Source organism: Cryobacterium sp. AP23 (genome assembly GCF_054075385.1).
In genome coordinates this window covers 3500813-3518492 of record NZ_CM133415.1, presented here as the reverse complement: position 1 = coordinate 3518492, position 17680 = coordinate 3500813, and the positions used below count along the sequence as shown (strand labels likewise).

General features: G+C 68.1%; 18 protein-coding genes and 1 tRNA gene. 6 read left to right on the top strand and 13 right to left on the bottom strand.

The genetic code is table 11. The features are described from left to right. From ACU5E9_RS16670 to ACU5E9_RS16660, 3 genes are read left to right on the top strand one after another with little or no spacing between them, the layout of a single operon-like run. Positions 1–1047, top strand: coding sequence for an ABC transporter substrate-binding protein (locus ACU5E9_RS16670; RefSeq protein ID WP_456811011.1), 1047 nt, complete (start codon positions 1–3; stop codon positions 1045–1047). Then, on the top strand, positions 1031–2737 hold the full coding sequence (locus ACU5E9_RS16665; RefSeq protein WP_456811010.1) for an ABC transporter permease: 1707 nt from the start codon (positions 1031–1033) through the stop codon (positions 2735–2737). Before ACU5E9_RS16670 ends, ACU5E9_RS16665 begins: the two co-directional genes overlap by 17 nt. Positions 2738–2751: 14 nt before the next feature. Then, positions 2752–3855 (top strand): ABC transporter ATP-binding protein, encoded by a 1104-nt coding sequence (locus ACU5E9_RS16660; protein WP_456811009.1) that lies wholly within the window; start codon positions 2752–2754, stop codon positions 3853–3855. Between the two features lie 267 nt (positions 3856–4122). Here ACU5E9_RS16660 and ACU5E9_RS16655 read toward each other — a convergent pair whose 3' ends face one another. Further along, positions 4123–4608, bottom strand: a complete 486-nt coding sequence (locus tag ACU5E9_RS16655) for an aminoacyl-tRNA deacylase (protein ID WP_456811008.1) — start codon at positions 4606–4608, stop codon at positions 4123–4125. A 283-nt stretch (positions 4609–4891) separates the two neighbouring features. Here ACU5E9_RS16655 and ACU5E9_RS16650 point away from each other — a divergent pair, with 283 nt between their 5' ends. Next, complete coding sequence (locus ACU5E9_RS16650) at positions 4892–5746, top strand: hypothetical protein (RefSeq protein WP_456811007.1); 855 nt, start codon at positions 4892–4894, stop codon at positions 5744–5746. 43 nt (positions 5747–5789) lie between these two features. On the opposite strand, the gene ACU5E9_RS16645 is transcribed toward ACU5E9_RS16650, so the two are convergent. From ACU5E9_RS16645 to topA, 6 genes are all read right to left on the bottom strand, one after another. Then, a tRNA-Thr gene (locus tag ACU5E9_RS16645) sits at positions 5790–5865 on the bottom strand. A 52-nt stretch (positions 5866–5917) separates the two neighbouring features. Continuing rightward, positions 5918–6556: a TetR/AcrR family transcriptional regulator gene (locus ACU5E9_RS16640; protein ID WP_456811006.1), complete on the bottom strand. Its 639-nt coding sequence runs from the start codon at positions 6554–6556 to the stop codon at positions 5918–5920. A 3-nt stretch (positions 6557–6559) separates the two neighbouring features. Beyond that, on the bottom strand, positions 6560–8092 hold the full coding sequence (locus ACU5E9_RS16635; protein ID WP_456811005.1) for an alpha/beta hydrolase: 1533 nt from the start codon (positions 8090–8092) through the stop codon (positions 6560–6562). Positions 8093–8138: 46 nt separating this feature from the next. Continuing rightward, on the bottom strand, positions 8139–9422 hold the full coding sequence (locus ACU5E9_RS16630) for a DNA polymerase III subunit delta' (RefSeq protein WP_456811004.1): 1284 nt from the start codon (positions 9420–9422) through the stop codon (positions 8139–8141). A gap of 496 nt (positions 9423–9918) precedes the next feature. Beyond that, complete coding sequence (tmk, locus tag ACU5E9_RS16625) at positions 9919–10551, bottom strand: dTMP kinase (RefSeq protein WP_456811003.1); 633 nt, start codon at positions 10549–10551, stop codon at positions 9919–9921. Further along, positions 10548–13562: a type I DNA topoisomerase gene (topA, locus tag ACU5E9_RS16620; RefSeq protein ID WP_456811002.1), complete on the bottom strand. Its 3015-nt coding sequence runs from the start codon at positions 13560–13562 to the stop codon at positions 10548–10550. The genes tmk and topA overlap by 4 nt, the downstream gene beginning before the upstream one ends. 264 nt (positions 13563–13826) lie before the next feature. Here topA and ACU5E9_RS16615 point away from each other — a divergent pair, with 264 nt between their 5' ends. Then, the gene (locus ACU5E9_RS16615) at positions 13827–14084 is read left to right on the top strand and encodes a hypothetical protein (protein ID WP_456811001.1); all 258 of its coding nucleotides are present in this window, start codon (positions 13827–13829) and stop codon (positions 14082–14084) included. A 100-nt stretch (positions 14085–14184) separates the two neighbouring features. Here ACU5E9_RS16615 and ACU5E9_RS16610 read toward each other — a convergent pair whose 3' ends face one another. From ACU5E9_RS16610 to ACU5E9_RS16585, 6 genes are read right to left on the bottom strand one after another with little or no spacing between them, the layout of a single operon-like run. Next, positions 14185–14583 carry an Rv3654c family TadE-like protein gene (locus ACU5E9_RS16610; protein ID WP_456811000.1) on the bottom strand — a complete coding sequence of 133 codons (399 nt, stop codon included), beginning with the start codon at positions 14581–14583 and terminating at the stop codon, positions 14185–14187. Then, positions 14580–14948, bottom strand: coding sequence for a TadE family type IV pilus minor pilin (locus tag ACU5E9_RS16605; RefSeq protein WP_456810999.1), 369 nt, complete (start codon positions 14946–14948; stop codon positions 14580–14582). Before ACU5E9_RS16605 ends, ACU5E9_RS16610 begins: the two co-directional genes overlap by 4 nt. After that, positions 14929–15033, bottom strand: coding sequence for a DUF4244 domain-containing protein (locus tag ACU5E9_RS16600; RefSeq protein ID WP_456810998.1), 105 nt, complete (start codon positions 15031–15033; stop codon positions 14929–14931). Before ACU5E9_RS16600 ends, ACU5E9_RS16605 begins: the two co-directional genes overlap by 20 nt. Continuing rightward, positions 15003–16427 carry a recombinase family protein gene (locus ACU5E9_RS16595; protein WP_456810997.1) on the bottom strand — a complete coding sequence of 475 codons (1425 nt, stop codon included), beginning with the start codon at positions 16425–16427 and terminating at the stop codon, positions 15003–15005. The genes ACU5E9_RS16600 and ACU5E9_RS16595 overlap by 31 nt, the downstream gene beginning before the upstream one ends. Beyond that, the gene (locus tag ACU5E9_RS16590) at positions 16424–16801 is read right to left on the bottom strand and encodes an ImmA/IrrE family metallo-endopeptidase (protein WP_456810996.1); all 378 of its coding nucleotides are present in this window, start codon (positions 16799–16801) and stop codon (positions 16424–16426) included. The genes ACU5E9_RS16595 and ACU5E9_RS16590 overlap by 4 nt, the downstream gene beginning before the upstream one ends. Continuing rightward, entirely contained in the window at positions 16776–17249 is a 474-nt protein-coding gene (locus tag ACU5E9_RS16585) for a hypothetical protein (RefSeq protein ID WP_456810995.1), read from the bottom strand. Before ACU5E9_RS16585 ends, ACU5E9_RS16590 begins: the two co-directional genes overlap by 26 nt. 163 nt (positions 17250–17412) lie before the next feature. On the opposite strand from ACU5E9_RS16585, the gene ACU5E9_RS16580 reads away from it, so the two are divergent. Next, complete coding sequence (locus ACU5E9_RS16580) at positions 17413–17676, top strand: helix-turn-helix domain-containing protein (RefSeq protein ID WP_456810994.1); 264 nt, start codon at positions 17413–17415, stop codon at positions 17674–17676. Positions 17677–17680: the final 4 nt, after the last annotated feature.

Here is a 17680-nt window from a genome sequence, read left to right as displayed (position 1 = left end):
ATGTCACGCACAACTCAGGTCGTCGGCGCCGCCACCCTCGTGGTCCTCGGTCTGGCCCTGGCCGGTTGCTCCGCCTCCACCGCGGAGGCCGACGGCACGGCCACGCCGGACGCCGCCGCCGTCGAGGCTCTTGCCCCGGCGACCATCACCGTCTACACCTCCGAACCGCAGGAGAAGATCGACGCGATCGTCGCCGCGTTCAACGAGACCCAGCCCGACGTCACCGTCGAGGTGTTCCGCGCCGGCACCGGCGACCTCACCGCCCGCATCGAGGCCGAGCGCACCACCGGCGATGTGCAGGCCGACATCCTGCTGGCCGCCGACTCCGCCACCTTCGAGACCTACAAGTCCGACGACCTGCTGCTGGCCTACACGCCCGCCGACGTCGAGGCGCTCAACCAGGACGTCGTCGACCCCGACGGCTTCTACGTGGGCACCCGCATCATCCCCACCGTCATCGCGTACAACACCGGCATCATCGACACCCCGCCCACCTCCTGGGCCGACCTCACCGACCCCGAGTACGCCGGCCAGATCACCATGCCCAACCCGGATGTCTCGGGTGCGGCCGCGTACAACGCCGCCGTCTGGCTCGACAACGCCGACCTCGGCGACGAGTGGCTCGTCGACCTGGCCGCGAACAAGCCGGTCATCGCCGACAGCAACGGCCCGGTCTCGCAGGCCGTCGCCGCCGGCACCCAGCCGGTCGGTGTGGTCGTGGACTACCTGGTTCGCGAGCTCAAGGCCGCCGGCTCTCCCATCGACGTGGCCTACCCCACCGAGGGTGTCCCGTACGTCTCCCAGCCGGTGGGCATCTTCGCCAGCACCGATGAGGCGGCCGCCTCCGAGGCGTTCGTCGACTACCTCGTCAGCGCCGCGGGCCAGGAACTGGCCGTCGAGCAGTCCTACCTGCCGGTGCGCAACGACGTCGGCACCCCCGAGGGCGCCCCGGCGATGGACGACATCGAGATCCTCACCCCGGACCTCGACGTGATCAACGACACCAAGGCCGCTGCTGTCGCGCGGTTCAATGAGCTCTTCCAGTAGAGCCACTGGAGCGGGCCCGGTCGTTCTCGACCGGGCCCGTTCCCGGCTTCCCTCTCCTGTGCCGCCGCGAGCGGATGCCCGGCGCACCGTCGCCGGCATCGACCTGCTCCGGTTGGCCCTCTGGCTGGTATGTGCCGCCGTCATCCTCCTGCCGCTGGGCGCGATCGTGGCGCTCGCCTTCTCGGCCAACCACCTGCCGGTGCTGCTCAGCGGCGATATCCTGCAGGCCGGACTGAACAGCCTGGTCTCCGCGACGGTCTCCGGCCTGCTCGCGGTCGCCGCCGGCACCGCGCTGGCCCTGCTGCTGGACCGCACCGACCTGCGCGGCCGCAAGGTGCTGCGGTTGTTCGCACTCACCCCACTGCTGGTGCCACCGTTTGTGGGCGCGATCGCCTGGATCGGCATCGCCGGGCCCACCGGCCCGCTCAATGTGGCGTGGACCCGCTGGTTCGGTGGGCCGCTCTGGAACATCTATGGCGGCGACGGCGTCATCGTGCTGCTGGCCATCCACTCCTACCCGGTCGCATACATGATCGTGTCCGCCGCGCTCCGCCGCATCCCCACCGACCTCGAGCAGGCCGCCCGCATCTCGGGTGCCTCCGCGGTGCGCGCCGTGCGCACCATCACGCTGCCCCTGCTCAAGCCGGCGATGCTGTCGGCTTTCACCCTGGTGGCCGTCGGCAACCTGGCCGACTTCGGCATCCCCTCGATCATCGGCCTGCCCGAACGCTACGTGACCCTGTCGACCCTGATCTACCGGTACATCCAGTCGGGCACGGTGGAGTCTCCGCTCGAGGTGATCTCCACGATCGGGGTGGTGCTGCTGATAGTGGCCGCGCTGGCCATGGTGGTGGACCTGCTCGTCTCCCGGTCGCGCTGGGAACTGGACGACTCGGCGTCGGCCGTGCAGTTGCTGCCGCTCGGCGTGGCCCGGCTTCCGCTCACCGTGGTGAGCTGGCTCGTGGTACTCGCGATCACGCTGCTGCCGCTGCTCGCGCTGCTCAGCCAGGCGCTTCTACCCGCGCCCGGCGTGCCGCTGACCTGGGAGAACCTGACCCTGGACAACATCGTGCGGGCCACCAGCGCGCCGTCCACGCTCACCGGCGCGGTGAACTCGGTGATGCTGTCGGTGCTCGCCGGGGTGATCTGTGCGGTGCTCGGCCTGGCCATCGGCACCGTCGTCACCCGCACCACGGCGCGGTCGAACACGGCACTGAAGACCGTAGCCATGCTTCCGCAGGCGATTCCCGGCCTGGTGATCGCGGTGGGCTGGCTGATTATCGCCCCGCGGATCGGCCTGTTCAACACCCCGTGGCTGATCCTCTGCGCCTACGTGATGGCGTTCGTGGCCATCGTGGTGCAGTCGGTGAGCGCGCCGTTGAAGGCCACCCCGATGACCGCCGAAGAAGCCGCCCGCATCTCGGGCGCCAGCCGGTTGCGCGCCTTGTTCGACATCTCCTGGCGGATGGCGGTGCCCGCCGCGATCGCCGGCGGCGTGCTGGTAATGCTCACCGCGGTACGGGAGCTGACCATTTCGGTGCTGCTGCTCGCCCCCGGCGCGCAGACCCTCGGCGTGAACATCTTCAGCCTCCAGCAGGCCGGCGCGTACAACGCGGCGTCGGCACTCTCCCTCATCATCACCCTCGTCGGTTTGGCCGGCCTGGGGCTGGCCGCCCGTCGGGCGAGCTAACGAAAGGACATCACATGTCGTCAGTCACCCTCACCGATGTGGGCCTCGTCTACCCGAACGGCACCACCGGCCTGGCCGGCATCGACCTTGCCATCGCCGATGGCGAATTCGTGGCGCTGGTCGGGCCATCCGGGTCGGGAAAGACGACACTGCTCCGCGCCATCGCCGGTTTTCTCTCCCCCACCTCCGGGTCGATCCACCTGGACGACACCCTCGTCGCCTCCCGGGCAGTTCTGGTCGCGCCGGAGAAGCGCGGGCTGGGCATGGTATTCCAGCAGCACGCGGTCTGGCCGCACTGGAGTGTGGAACGCAACATCGCCTACCCGCTGGTGCTGGCGCGCGTACCCCGGGTCGAACGCGCCCAACGGGTCGCCGAGGTGATGGAGCTGGTGGGCCTGACCGGGTTCGGCAAGCGCAACCCGGCCACCCTCTCCGGCGGGCAACGCCAGCGGGTGGCCCTGGCCCGGGCGATCGTCGGCCGCCCCCGGGTGTTGCTGCTCGACGAGGCCCTCTCGGCCTTGGACGAGCCGTTGCGCGACAGCCTGCGCCTCGAACTGCAGTCGCTGACCCGGTCGATCGGGCTCACCGTGGTGCACGTCACCCATGACCGGGAGGAGGCCCTCGCCCTGGCCGACCGCATCGTCGTGCTCGACGGCGGACGCATCCAGCAGGTCGGCAGCCCGGTCGAGCTGGTCACCCGGCCGGTGACGGCCCAGGTGGCCCGGTTCCTCTCCGATGCGACCCTGTTCACGGGAACCCGCAGCGCGGGCGGGTTCACCGCGGACGGGCATCCGTGTGTGGTGCCCGGTGCCGTGCTCGAATCGGGCGGCGGGGCGGTCGGTACGGGCACGATCGCAGTGTTGCCAGAGGACATCACACTCGAGCCGGGCACCGGGGCGGCGCACGAAGCCGTAGTGACGTCGTCACTGTACGGCCGGGCGAGCAACGATGTGGTTGCGGAGTGGCACGGCATCAGGGTGCGCTGCCGGGTACCCGGCCGGCGCTATCTGGTGGGCGAGCGGGTGGTCGTGGGGATCCGCCGTGCCATGTTCTACAAGGCGGATGCCGCGGCGGCGCGCGGGGTTTCTCCCTCTGCTTCGGCCGTCACCGCCGGCTGACCTCGTCGGCGGCACGCGTTTCGTCCGGCGGCACGCGATACGCCCGGCGGCACGTGTTTCGTCCGGCGGCACGCGATACGCCCGGCGGCACGTGTTTCGTCCGGCGGCACGCGATTCGTCCGGCGGCTCGCGTTTCGTCCGGCGGCACGCGATTCGTCCGGCGGCACGCGATCTAATGCGTGCCGCCGCATCCAACTAGTGCCGCGAGTGTGCGGTCGACGCGGTCCACTAGGTCACGCGCGGACGAGCCACGTACAGGCGACGGGGTTAGGCGCGGGGCTTGAGCTCGTCGGTGATGTCGGCGACCGTGGCGCCGTAGGCGTTGAGGAGCGCATCCGCGTCGACGAACGCTGAGTAGCCGTGCTCCCCCGCGCCCATCGCCACCCGGGTGCCGCGCATCCGCTCGTCGGCGAATACCGGCCAGTCGGTGGTGCTGCCCAGCGGCGTGATGGTGCCGCGCGAGTACCCGGTCGCAGCGAGGGCGAGGTCCTCGTGCGGCAGGGAGAGCTTGTTCACGCCCACAAGTGCCCGGAGCTTGGCCCAGCTGATCTGCCGGTCGCCGGGAACGAGCACGAAGATGTAGTCGCCGTCGTGCCGCTTCACCACGAGCGACTTCACGATGCCGCTGGGTTCGAGGCCGAGCAGACGTGCCGCACTCTCGAGGCTGTCGGCTGCGGGCCGCTCGACGATGTCGATCTCGAGTCCGCGCGTCCGCGCATCCGTTTGAACCCGTTCGCGCCCAGTGTCAGCCATACCTGAGTCAACCATGAGCGCCGGCCCCGTATTTCGCGATCCAACGGATGCTCGCGGCGCCCGATAGGTCTCGTGGCACGCGAAAATGCTCGCGGCGTGGGCTAATCCGCCAATTATCGCGCGCCGCGAGCATTAGTGCCCGCCCCGAGCACGTTCACCCGCTGCGAGCGCGCCGGTGCGAATGAGCCCGGAACGGGGGGAGCCACAACCATAGCCGCCGCGATGCCCCTGTGCTTCACTCGTGCTAATTCGCGGCAATGGAGCTGCGTGGTCGGAGGAAAAGATGTCTCAGCCTGCAGAAGTTTTTCCATTCAGTGCTGCGGTACTCAGAGCCCCATTGTTGGGCTTCGTCGATCTTGGAGACGACGACAGGCCCCACCAGGGAGTGTCCTACACCGTCGTCCCGGCCGATTCGGATGCTGTCGGAGCGAGGCCGGTGGTGGACGGAGAGCACTACTTCGAAATGGACATTCAGGGTTTCTACTCCGGCGACATGCCCGACATAACAGAGACCAACGAGGGGCTACTGCGCCTCGAGGTTGACGTCCGCGATCCCCAGTCGACCAGCACGAGTAAACGTGCCGCACAGCTCGTGAACTTCACCGTGAGGGACTACGACAATGCCGGAGGGTTCCTCGCCCGAGGAGCTTTTCGACGCGTGGTTTTTGGCAGGCACGTGAATCTGCACGTCACCTTGGTCGAGCTCGACGCTGACCTGTCCGAGTACTTCAACAAGGTGGAGACTGTTGTACGGGATAGCGGGCTGGCTGAGGTGGATGTCATCAGCAGCATTCCCTACCTGGATGTTGCTGCGAAGCTCGTCGGAAGCATTGTGAAGAACTTCGGCCGCAACCCGGACGACCCCATTTGGGAAGAAAGAATGCTGCTCGAAACTGAGCCCCTGCCGGGATCACCATTCCTCCGGACCGGCATGTACATCATGGTCGACAGACATGCGCTTGTGGAGCAGTTCGGTAGCGACCCAGTTCCTCAATTGGTGCTACGTGACGGCGTGCTTTATGCCGGGAAGGAGCCCGACAGTAGATCGGTTACTGCGGCTCACTTCCGCTTCAGCGTCCGCGTCCGATCCGCGGATGAAACGCTCAATTCAGCTCTCATAGCCGCGCCGGACGCATAAAAAAGGACCGGGGCCAGTTGGCCGCCGATCCGGGAGAAAACAGTGGGGCCGCCTATCAGAATCGAACTGATGACCTATTCATTACGAGTGAATCGCTCTACCAACTGAGCTAAGGCGGCGTGAGACCGGATAGTTCCTTGCGAAACGTGCCCGGTGACACAGCATCCAAGCTTAGTCGGTCGGGGAGGTCACCGAGTACAGCTCGCGGAAGGATTTGGCGACCCACGCCGACAACGGGCTGCGATCATCCGCCTCGGCCCAGCACCGCCAGGCGTGCCGGGTCGCGGCCATTGCCACGAGGGTGAACAGCAGCGCCCGCTGGGCGAGGGCGCGGGGATCCTCGGCGAGGCGGGGGTCATCGGCGGCGAACCGGCGCTCGACAATGCTCTGCAGGCCCGCTTCAAAGTTGCGCAGAGTGGCCATCCGCATAGTGAAAAGGTAGCTGTTGTCCTTCATCACCGCGCGGCGCAGTTCGTGGATCTCGCGGTCCCCGTCGGTATTCTGCAGGCTCAGGCCGATGAGGGTGGCCAGGTCCGCGAGAACGTCACCGTCCGGGCCGCCGGCGACGAACCGTTCGATGTCGGACTCGCAGGCCAGCTCCAGCTCGTCGCCGACCAGGGCGGAATCCTTGGACGCGAAGTAGTTGAAAAAGGTGCGCGGAGAGATCTCGGCGAACCGGCTGATCTCCTCGACGGTGACCTTGTCGATGCCGCGCTGGGAGCACAGCGTCAGCACGGCGCGCTGGATCTCCCGGCGCGTCGCCAGGCGCTTGCGTTCGCGCAGGCCCAGTTCGTCAGAGTTCTCGGCCATGCATCAGCACATCGGGTCGGCCGCGGGCACGGTGCCGTCGATCAGGTAGTTGTCGACGGCGTCGTTCACGCAGGAGTTGGACTTGTTGTAGGCGGTGTGGCCCTCGCCCTCGTAGGTGACGAGCTGGCCGCTGTCGAGCTGGCCGGCCAGGTTCTGCGCCCATACATACGGGGTGGCGGGGTCGTTGGTGGTGCCCACGACCAGGATCGGGGCGGCGCCGGCGGCGTGGATCTCCTCACGCTCCCCGGTGAAGGCGTACGGCCAGTTGGCGCAGGAGATGTCGCCGTAGGCCATGTAGGTGCCGATGGTGGGCGCCATCTCCTCGATCTGGGCGGCCTGGGCGCGCATGGTGGCCGGGTCGTCGTCGTAGGCGTAGTCGACGCAATTGATGGCCATGAACGCCTCGGTGGAGTTGTCCGCGTAGGTGCCGTCGGCGTTGCGGCCGTTGTAGGCGTCGGCGAACTGCAGCGCGCCATCCGCACTGCCCTGGAGCACGGTGTCGAACATGTCGCTGAGGTACTGCCACGCGGTGGCCTGGTAGAGCGGGTAGATGATGGCGGTGAGCAGGGCGTTCGCACCCATCTGTCGGCCGTCGGTGGCGGTGATCGGGTTCGCGTCCACCGAGTCGAGCAGCGCCCGGATGGTGGCCATCGCATCGTCGACGGAGCCGTCGAACGGGCAGTCCGATCCGGCCAGGCAGTCGGTGAGGTAGGCGCGGAGGGCGCTTTCGAAGCCCTGCGCCTGGGTAGCGGTGACGTCGAAGTTGCTGGTGGACGGGTCGAGCGCGCCGTCCAGCACGAGCCGGCCGACCTTGTCGGGGTACAGCTCCGCGTAGGTGGCGCCGAGGAAGGTGCCGTAGGAGAAGCCGAGGTAGTTGAGCTGCGCGTCGCCGAGCACGGCGCGGAGCAGGTCGAGGTCGCGGGCGGCGCTCTCGGTGTCGACCTGGCCCAGCAAGGGGCCGGTCTGCTCCGCGCAGGCGTCGGCGAAGCCGGATGCGCTGGCCTCCTGCTCCTGGATCCAGGCGTCAGTGCCCCGGTCGGCGTCGGTGAGGCCGTAGAGGTACTGGTCCATCTCGGCGGGCTCGTAGCAGGAGACCGCGCTGGAGCGGCCGACCCCGCGCGGGTCGAAGCCGACGATGTCGAAGCGTTCCTGCAGCGCGGCATCCGTGGCGTAGTCGACGGAGTCCTTGACGAAGTCGTACCCGGACCCGCCCGGGCCGCCCGGGTTCACCAGCAGCGAGCCGATCCGCTCACCCTTGGCGGGCTGGCGCACCAGGGCGAGCTCCGCGTCGCCGGCGGATGGGTCGTCCCAGTCCAGCGGAACCGTCGCGGTGCTGCACTGCATGCCGTCGTCGCAGTCGGTCCAGTCCAGCACCTGGCTGTAGAACGGGTCGAGGCCGGATTCCACCTTCTCGCCGGTGGGCGTGGAGGTGGATGGGGCCGGCTGGGGCAGGAACCACGGCACGCAGCCGGTGAGCCCGAGCGTCACTGCCACCGCGGCCGCAATGGTCGTGAATACGCGAGTGCGCTTGGTCACAGAGTTCCTCTTTCGTTGTTGCAGGTTCGCCGCATGGTGGGCGCCGTCACCGTCGGATCATGGAGACCAGCATGGCTTCCAGCGCCAGTGCCGGTGCTACGTTCGCTTCGATACGCTGCCGGGCCAGGGCGATCGCATCCATCGTCGCCACGGTCGCCGCCGGGTCGCACGCGGCGGCGGCCTTGTGCAGTTCGGGCAGCAGCTCGCGGTTGATGATGGTGCTCTCCCGGCCCAGCTGCATCATCATCACGTCGCGGTACAGCGACGTGAGGTCGACGAGGATCCGGTCGATGCCGTCGCGGAGGCTCCGGGTGGCGCGGCGTTTCTGGTCGTCTTCCAGGTTCTTGATCTGGCTGCGCAGCGCCGGCGGCACCGACTGGCCGGGCTCGACGCCGAGCGACCGCAGCACGCCCTCCCGCTCGGTGGCGTCGCGCTCCAGGGTGATGGCCTTGGCGTCGTCGCCGGCGATGGCCAGCAGCCGGGCGGCGGCGTTGACGGCGCTGGAGATGCCGGTGAGGCCGAGCGCCGCGCGCAGGGTCTCCTCCCGGCGGGAGCGGGCCTCGGCGTTGGTGGCGAGACGCAGCGCCATGCCGATGTGGCTCTGCGCTTCGCGGGCGGCGCGTTCGGCGACGGCCGGGTCCACGCCGGTGCGGCGGATGAGCAGGGCCGCGACGTCCTCGATGCTCGGCACCCGCAGGCGCACGGTGCGCACCCGGGAGCGGATGGTGGGCAGCAGGTCGGCCTCGCTGGGGGCACAGAGGATCCACACGGTGCGCTCCGGCGGTTCTTCAAGGGCCTTGAGCAGCACGTTCGAGGTGCGCTCCACCATCCGGTCGGCGTCTTCGACGACGATCACCCGGTAGCGGCCCACCGACGGGGAGTACTGCGACCGGGCCACAGCCTCCTTGACGGACTCCATCTTGATGATGACGCCCTCGGTGCTGAGCACGGTGAGGTCAGGGTGGGTGCGGGCGTCGACGAGCTTCTGGGTAGACGCGTCGCCCTGCGCGGTGCCGGGGCTGAGCAGCGCCGTCGCGAACGCGAACGCGAGGTTGGACCGACCGGAGCCGGGCGGGCCGGTGATGAGCCAGGCGTGGGTCATGGAGGTGGAGGTGGAGGGCGCGGCATCCGTGCTGGCGGTGGCGGATGCGCCGGTGTTGGTGCTGGGCGCCGCATCCGTGCCGGTGCTGGCGGATGCGCCGGTGCCGGGACGCGAGTCGGGGCCGGCGTCGGGGCGCTCCAGCGTGGCGACCGCTCCGGGCCGCTCGGCGGCGGCGCGGAAGATGGCGATCGCGTCTGCTTGACCCGTCAGGTCGTCCCACACTGCCATTCATCAAGGCTACCCGGCGCCGGTGACAGCCGGGTGCGAATGCGCACCCTGCCGACTTGCCGCAAAGTGCCCCTTCAGCGCCCCCAAGGGGGCATTCGGCCGAAGTCGGCGGAGGGCGCTTCGTCGAGTTGCCGCGAAGTGCCCCTTCAGCGCCCGCGAAGGGGAATTTCGCCGCAACTCACGAGCGCGCCCTCCAGCGCGTGGCGGTGAGATGACAGTTGAGGCCCATTGGATGCTTGCCAAAGGGCCTCAAGTGGCAACTCGCACAGGCGCGTGGGGATGAGATGACAGTTGAGGCCCATTCGATGCTTACCAAAGGGCGTCAAGTGGCAACTCGCGCAGGCGCGTGGGGATGAGATGACAGTTGAGGCCCATTGGGTGCTTACCAAAGGGCGTCAAGTGGCAACTCGCGCAGGTGCGTGGGGGTGAGATGACAGTTGAGGCCCATTGGGTGCTCGCGAGGGGGCCTCAAGTGGCAACTCGCGGGAGCTGGGCGCTAGAGGAGGGCGGCTACCCGGGTGCGGATTTGGGCGGCGAGTTCGTCGACAGGGAGGGACGCATCCAGCACCAGGAAGCGGTCGGGCTCGGCGGCGGCGAGCTCGAGGAAGGCGGCGCGCACGCGGGCGTGGAACTCGCCCTTCTCGGCTTCGAGCCGGTCGAAGACCTTGTTCGCGGCGTCGAGGCGGCCGCGGGCGGCGGTCTCGTCGAGGTCGAGCAGCAGGGTGAGGTGCGGCAGCAGCCCTTCGGCCGCCCAGAGCGAGAGGTCGCGCACCTCGGGACCGCCGAGCACCCGGCCGGCACCCTGGTAGGCGACGGATGAGTCGAGGTAGCGGTCCTGGAGCACGATCTCGCCGCGGGCCAGCGCCGGGCGCACCTTCGTGGCGATGTGCTGGGCGCGGTCGGCGGCGTACAGCAGGGCCTCGGCGCGCGGGGAGACCTCGCCGCGGTGGTGCAGCACGATCTCGCGAATCTCCACGCCGACCTCGGTGCCGCCGGGCTCCCGGGTGCGCACCACGGTGTGTCCCTGCTCCTGCAGCCACTCCCCCAGCAACCGCGCCTGGGTGCTCTTGCCCGACCCGTCGCCACCCTCGAGGGTGATGAACAGGCCGGGCGTAACGGCGTCCGTCACGACTGCGCGGCTGCCTTCGCTGCTGCCGTCGCCGCACGGGTCGCCGCTGCCTTCGCGGCGGTGGCGGCCTTCTGCTCCGGGGTGCGCTCGGCGCGCACACCCGGGGTGGCGGTGGAGGTGCCGGTCTTCTTGGCCGGAGCCCGCTTGGCGGCGGCCTTCGTGACCGCGCCAGCCTTTTTGGCCGGGGCCTTCTTGGCGGCCGGCTTCTTGGCGGCCGGCTTCTTGGCCGGAGCCTTCTTCGCGGCGCCGCGCTTGACGACCGGGCCCTTGGCCCGCTTGTCGGCGAGCAGCTGCACGGCACGCTCGTAGTCGACCTCTTCGACGCTCTCGGCCTTGGGGATGGTGGCGTTGGTGATGCCATCCGTCACGTAGGCGCCGAACCGGCCGTCCTTGATCTTGATGGCCTTGCCGCTCTCCGGGTCGGGCTCTTCGAAGTCCTTGAGCGCGCTGGAGGCACGGCGGGCGCCGTACTTCGGCTGCGCGTACAGGTCCACGGCGCCGGCCAGGTCGATCTCGAAGATCTGGTCCTCGCTGGTGAGCGAGCGGGTGTCGACGCCCTTCTTGAGGTACGGGCCGAACTTGCCGTTCTGGGCGAGGATCTCGGTCTGCGTCTCGGGGTCCAGGCCCACCACGCGCGGCAGGTTGAGCAGCGCCAGCGCGGTGTCGAGGTCGACCGTGGCCAGGTCCATCGACTTGAACAGCGACGCCGTGCGCGGCTTCACCGCGGCGGCGGCCTTCTTGGCCGGGGCCTTGCGCTTGGGCTTCGCGCCGGCAGCGGATGCGGCGGCCGGAGCGGTGGCATCGGCCAGGGAGGTGACCTCGCCGGTGAGCGGGTCGACCGTCTCGCCGGGTCCGTCGGTGTCGGCCGGCGGCTCGAGCTCGGTCACGTACGGTCCGAACCGGCCGTCCTTGGCGACGATCTCCTTGCCGTTGTCCGGGTTCACGCCGATGACACGGTCGGTCACGACCGGGGCGTCGACCAGTTCACGGGCCTTGGCGGGGGTGAGCTCGTCCGGTGCCAGGTCCGGCGGGATGTTCACCCGGCGGGGCGTGACATCCGGCCCGGCCTCGGGGTCGACGACCTCGAGGTAGGGGCCGTACTTGCCGATGCGCAGGGTGATGTCGTCGACGATGTGGATCGAGTTGATCGACTTCGCGTCGATCTCGCCGAGGTTGTCGACCACCTGGCGGAGGCCGCGGTGCTTGTCGGAGCCGAAGTAGAAGCTGGTCAGCCAGTCCACCCGGTCGGCGGTGCCGCCGGCGATGCGGTCGAGGTCGTCTTCCATTTCCGCGGTGAAGTCGTACTCCACCAGGTCGGAGAAGAATTCCTCGAGCAGCCGCACCACCGAGAAGGCGATCCAGTTGGGGATCAACGCCTGGCCGCGCGGGGTGACGTAGCCACGGTCGGTGATGGTGGAGATGATCGACGCGTACGTGGACGGACGGCCGATGCCGAGCTCTTCGAGCTTCTTCACCAGGCTGGCCTCGGTGTACCGCGCGGCGGGCGTGGTTTCGTGGCCCTTGGCCTCCACCTCGACGAGGTTCAGCTTCTGGCCCTCTTCCAGCGGCGGCAGCTTGGACTCGGTGGCGTCGGTGGGAGCGTTGCGCTCCTCATCCTTCGACTCCTCGTAGGCGAGCATGAAGCCGCGGAAGGTGATGACAGTGCCGCTGGCGGCGAACTCTGCGAGCGCCTCGGAGGCGGCGGGGTGCGCCGCCTGCCCGGTGGGGCCCGCGGCGATGGTGACCGACGCCGTCGAACCGGTGGCATCCGCCATCTGGCTGGCGACGGTGCGCTTCCAGATCAGGTCGTACAGCTTGAAGTCGTTGCCGCGCAGGGTGCTGGACAGCGACGACGGGGTGCGGAAGGTGTCGCCGGACGGGCGGATGGCCTCGTGGGCCTCCTGCGCGTTCTTGCTCTTGCCCTTGTACAGGCGCGGGCTGCTCGGCACGGTCTCGGCGCCGTACAGCGACGCGGCCTGCTTGCGGGCGGCGCTGATGGCCTGCTGCGACAGCGACGGCGAGTCGGTTCGCATATAGGTGATGTAGCCGTTTTCGTACAGCGACTGCGCCACGCTCATGGTCTGCCGGGCGGTGAAGCGCAGCTTGCGGGCGGCTTCCTGCTGCAGGGTCGAGGTGGTGAACGGCGCGGCGGGGCTGCGGCGGTAGGGCTTGGAGGCGACCTTGGTGACGGTGATCGGCACGCCGGGCGCCTTGAGGGCGTCGGCCAGGGCGAGGGCGGATGCCTCGTCGAGCGTCGCGGCGACGACCTTGGGCTTGAGCTTGCCGGAGTCGTCGAAGTCGCCACCGGTGGCGATGCGTTCGCCGCCGAGGCGCACGAGCTTGGCCTGGAAGCCGTTGTCGGCGGTTGCGCCGGGGGCGAGCTGGGCGATCAGGTCCCAGTAGCCGGCGGAGACGAACGCGAGGCGTTCGCGTTCGCGGTCGACGACGAGGCGGGTGGCGGCGGACTGCACCCGGCCGGCGGAGAGGCCGGGGCCCACCTTGCGCCAGAGCACGGGCGAGATCTCGTAGCCGTAGATGCGGTCGAGGATGCGGCGGGTTTCCTGCGCATCCACCAGGGCGGTGTCGAGGTCGCGGGTGTTGTTGGTGGCCGCGATGATCGCGTCCTTGGTGATCTCGTGGAAGACCATCCGCTTGACCGGTACCTTGGGCTGGAGGACCTGCAGCAGGTGCCAGGCAATGGCCTCGCCTTCGCGGTCCTCATCAGTTGCGAGCAGGAGTTCGTCGGCGTTCTTCAGAGCTCGCTTGAGGTCGCTGACGGTCTTCTTCTTGGCGTCAGAAACGACGTAGTACGGTTCAAAACCGTTGTCGACGTCAACCGAGAACTTGCCCAGCGGGCCCTTCTTCAGCTCCGGCGGCAGATTCTTGGGCTCGATCAGGTCTCGAATGTGACCGACCGACGACAAAACCTCGTATCCGTCGCCCAAATAGGCGGCGATCGACTTCATCTTCGTCGGCGACTCGACAATGACCAGCTTCTTAGTGCCTGGCACCAGACTCCTCTTTATAGGTAACGGTCTGTGTAACGACCAAGCCACACCATACACACAGGAATCGAGTGTGCGCCTATCGAGTCCGAGTGTGAGTGCCCCCGATCACTTCCACGGTAGCCCCCGTTCGGGGTGCCGCAAGGCGTGACCGCGGCGTGAAGTTCCCGTGTCGGCGAGTTTTGCGGATGCGGTGCACGGTTGGTCAGGTTTGGCCGGCGGTTCGGTTTTGGGGGTTGCCTCCTTCGCGCACAGTCGGACAATGGAGGTATGGGTACACCAGAGCAGGGCACGTACACCGCGAAACTCACGGACGGCCCTTTAGAAGGCAAAACCGTCACCACCGAGTTCCTGGAGTCGGGTGATCCCAGGCCCCGGCTCGAGATTCCCGCCGACCACGGCAAGCGCTACCTCTATGCACGCGGCGCCGGGTTGGAATTCGACTCCACCGAGCATCCCGACCAACCGTCCGCCGTGGACTACCGCTACCTCGAGGCACTGTTCGACACTCCCGCGGCGGCCGGCTAGGCCGTTTCGCGGGCACCGCGCCGGTTCGCGGGTGGCGCGCCAGCCGCGAAGCGGCGCCCGACCCGCGTTTCGGCTTGCGAGCCCGTGTGATCGCGCGCGGCTAGGGCGCCGGACCGGCTCGCGCCCGGGAACCCAACGTCACCACACCCATCGGACGAGACACCGACACGGTGGCGATGAGGCCGTCGACCGTGCAGGCGACGAGGTTGGCGCCATTCAGCTGGGCTGCCCGCGCCGCCGTTTCGCAGGGCACTCCCGGCAGCAGACCGGAGGCGGTATCGGCCGCGGCGAGCGCCGCCGCATCCGCTGCGCCCTGCACTGCCTGATTGACCGGCAGCAGCGCCAACACCGGGATCAGCACGGCGGTGATCGTGAAGAGCGCACCGAGGAGCGCGACCACAAGAATCGACCCGGAACCGCCGTCGCCGCTGGGCCTCCGGGGCGCCCGGCCGGAAGCGCCGGGCCCGGTCGGCGGGTCGGCGCGCCGCGGGCGGGTCACGGAGCGGCTCCCGCAATGTCGCTGGTCAGGGCGCAGGACCGGGCGGCGAGGGTGAGGCCCGCGGCCGCGAACGGGGCGAAGGCGCTCGGGGCGCTGAGCCGGGCGCAGACGAAGTCGCCCTGGCGTTCCTCGGCGAGGGCGGCGCCCGGCCCCACCGACGCGAGCAGCCCGGCCGCAGGGGCCGCGCTGTCGCCGCGGGCCAAGAGCCGGGCCACGTCGGCGGCCGCATCCGACAGGCGCACCTGCTGGCCGACCACCTGGACGGCGCCCAGGCAGCAGGCCAGCACGACGAGCACGGCGGGGAGGGCTGCGGCGAACTCCGCGGTGACGCTGCCCCGGTCGCGGTCAGCCGACGGTGAGGGCACTGCGCACCAGCTCGGTGAGGATGCCGCGCACCTCGTCACCGCGCAGGATCACGATTACCAGTGCAAGAGCGACGAGTGTCCCCACCGGGAATCGAAGCTGGCCGAGTCCGTGTCGATGTCCAGCTGCACGCGCCGCAGGACGGTGCCGAGCAGCTCCTGCCGGCCACCCACGTCGAAGAGGTCCCAGTCGCGCACCATGTCTCGGACCAGGTCTCGAGAAACATCCGGCACGCCTTCGAGGACCGTTCTTACCTCGATGATCTGCCCGCGGAGTTCGGCCTGTCTCGCTTCGACTTCGGATCGCGCGGACGCGTAGGAGGCGTCGGAAACTTTGTCGTCGATGTACAGGGATGTCAGCTTGTCGATGCGGCGCTGCTGCGCGTTCTGTTCGGCCAGGAGCCGCTCGAGGGTGGATTCGTTTTCGACCTTCGGTGCAAGGTCGACCGCGGCGTCGAGTTCCTCCGCCAGGGATTGAAGCCACGTCTGGACGAGCGGTTCCAACTTCTTCGCGGACACGTAGTTGCGGCCGTGGTTGGGGTCCATTGAGGTGCAGATGTATCCGCCGTACCAGATGCCGCCCGTCACCGCGCCTTTGCCGTTCATTCGCAATCCGCACGAGCAGCGCACGAGGCCGGAGAGTAGGTAGGTGGACTGGCGGGGCTTGACTCCTGTCCCCCTTCGATCTTTCCGCATGGCTTGGTACTGGTCCCACGTCGCCTGGTCGATGATCCCTTCGTGCTGGCCCTCGTAGACCTCGCCACGGTAAGGGACCTTGCCCGCGTGGATGGGTGAGTCCATCACTGTAAACGGCCGCACACGGTTCCACGTCCCGCCGTTGGGCGACGGTATCGCCTGGGCGTTCATCCAGCGGGAGATGGCGGCTGAGCCGTTGCCAGCCAGGTACTTGCGGTACATCTCGACGACCACTGGGGCTTGTTCTGGGTCGGGTTCGATTCCGGCGTCGGTGCGGCGCCACCCCCATGGGAGCCGTCCGGACGTCGGGAGTCCCAAGCGGAGCCGTCGCTGGCGCACTTCTTCCCACTGCTCGCCGATCTGCTCGGATTGAAATGCCGCATACTCCGTCATCACGCCACGGGCGAACCGCCCCGATGCGGTTGCGGTGTCGATCGGCTCGGTGGCCGACTCGATGCGACCGCCGGCGACGTCGACCCGGTCGGCGGCGAGGACCCAGTCACGCCGGCTGCGCGAAAGGCGCGACCATTTCCACAGGATTACGACGTCGGCTTCGGCGGCCTCGATCATGTCGATGACGCGTTTCACAGCGGGTCGGTTGTCCCACTTGCGCCCGGACAAACCTTGATCCGCCTCGACCATGACAATGTCGTAGCCCATGCGATCGCAGTAGTCGCGGCCGGCGGACTCCTGCATCTCGATGCTGATTGAGTCGTCGCGGTACACGGATTGGCGCAAGTACAGGACCGCGCGGGGCGGGGTGTCTGGAACGGCGTGGAGCTTCATGATGCTCGGCTGTCCTTCATATAGCGGCTGAGGATCTTGGCGGAGACGTTGAGTTCGTGGCACCAGATGCCAGGGTCGTCGGTGACCGCTGCCGCGCGTTCAAGCTCAGCGTGGTCGATGAGTTTGCGTGCTGCCCATCGGTCGGCCTGAATTTCCTGCCGAGGCGTTGCGTTGGTGTGACCGAGCAGGACGTGTCCGATCTCGTGGGTGAGCACCGACCGTTCGTGGATGGTCCTCATGCGGGACTGCAGGCAGATGGTTTTCAGTTCGGGAATCCATAGTCCGTTGGCCGTGCGGAGCTTCCGGTAGACCACGTTGATGCCTAGCTGCGATGCGTGCTCGTGTGGGTCATAGGCCCGCCCGGTCGTCTGCATCGTCGCCTCCTGGTGTTTCGTCTTCATGATCATCTGCTGCGACGGCGTAGTCCGACTGCCGACCCTTCTCCCGAGCATCTTCCACCTCGCGTAGGACATCGTTGATCAGCTCTTCGGCGGCTGGCTCTGTGATGGCGGAGGTCGCGGAGCCTGCGGCGACTCTGCGAAGTAGCTCCTTAGAGAGGTCCAGGTCGCTCACGCTCGCGAGGTGGAGCGTGCCCCCAAAGCTGCGGATCTCCTGCTGCGTCGTCCACCCGGCGGCGATGGCCGCTTCGGCGAACGGAATGCTGTACGCGCGGCAGAGCATGGAGACCGTCTCGCCAGGCGTCTTGTCGCTTGCGAGCTGAGCCTTGAGCGTGGTGTGGGTCATGCCGATTCGTTCGGCCATTGCACGGTTACTTGCCCCCGAAGTCGCGGCGTGCAGGAAGTCAACAAGTGTCTGCGTCATGCAATCAATGTAGCACTTATGCAACAGAGTGGAAGCTTTTACCCCCACAACTCGGGTGCCCCTTGCGCGTTTATGCAACACGCCGTAGCGTCAACGCTCCACTGTGGTTTTCTCTGGTGTACATTCACTACATACCGAATCAAAATCACAACAGGAGGTGGACGTGTCGGTCGCCATCAAAATCAAGCCAGGGCTCATCGATCGTCTCCGCGAAACCCGCGGGATCAACAGCTACGAAGCGTTCGCGCGGCTCGTGCAAACAGACCGATCCACTCTGGACCGCATCGCCAAGGGCGGGCAGCCGTCTGGCTCTTTCATGGCCGGCCTTTGCGATGCGTTCGGACTCGGACTCGGTGAGGCTTTCGACATCGTCACCGCCGGGGCAATCGACATCGGCGCTGCCGAACCGGTTGCGCAGGCTGCGTAATGCC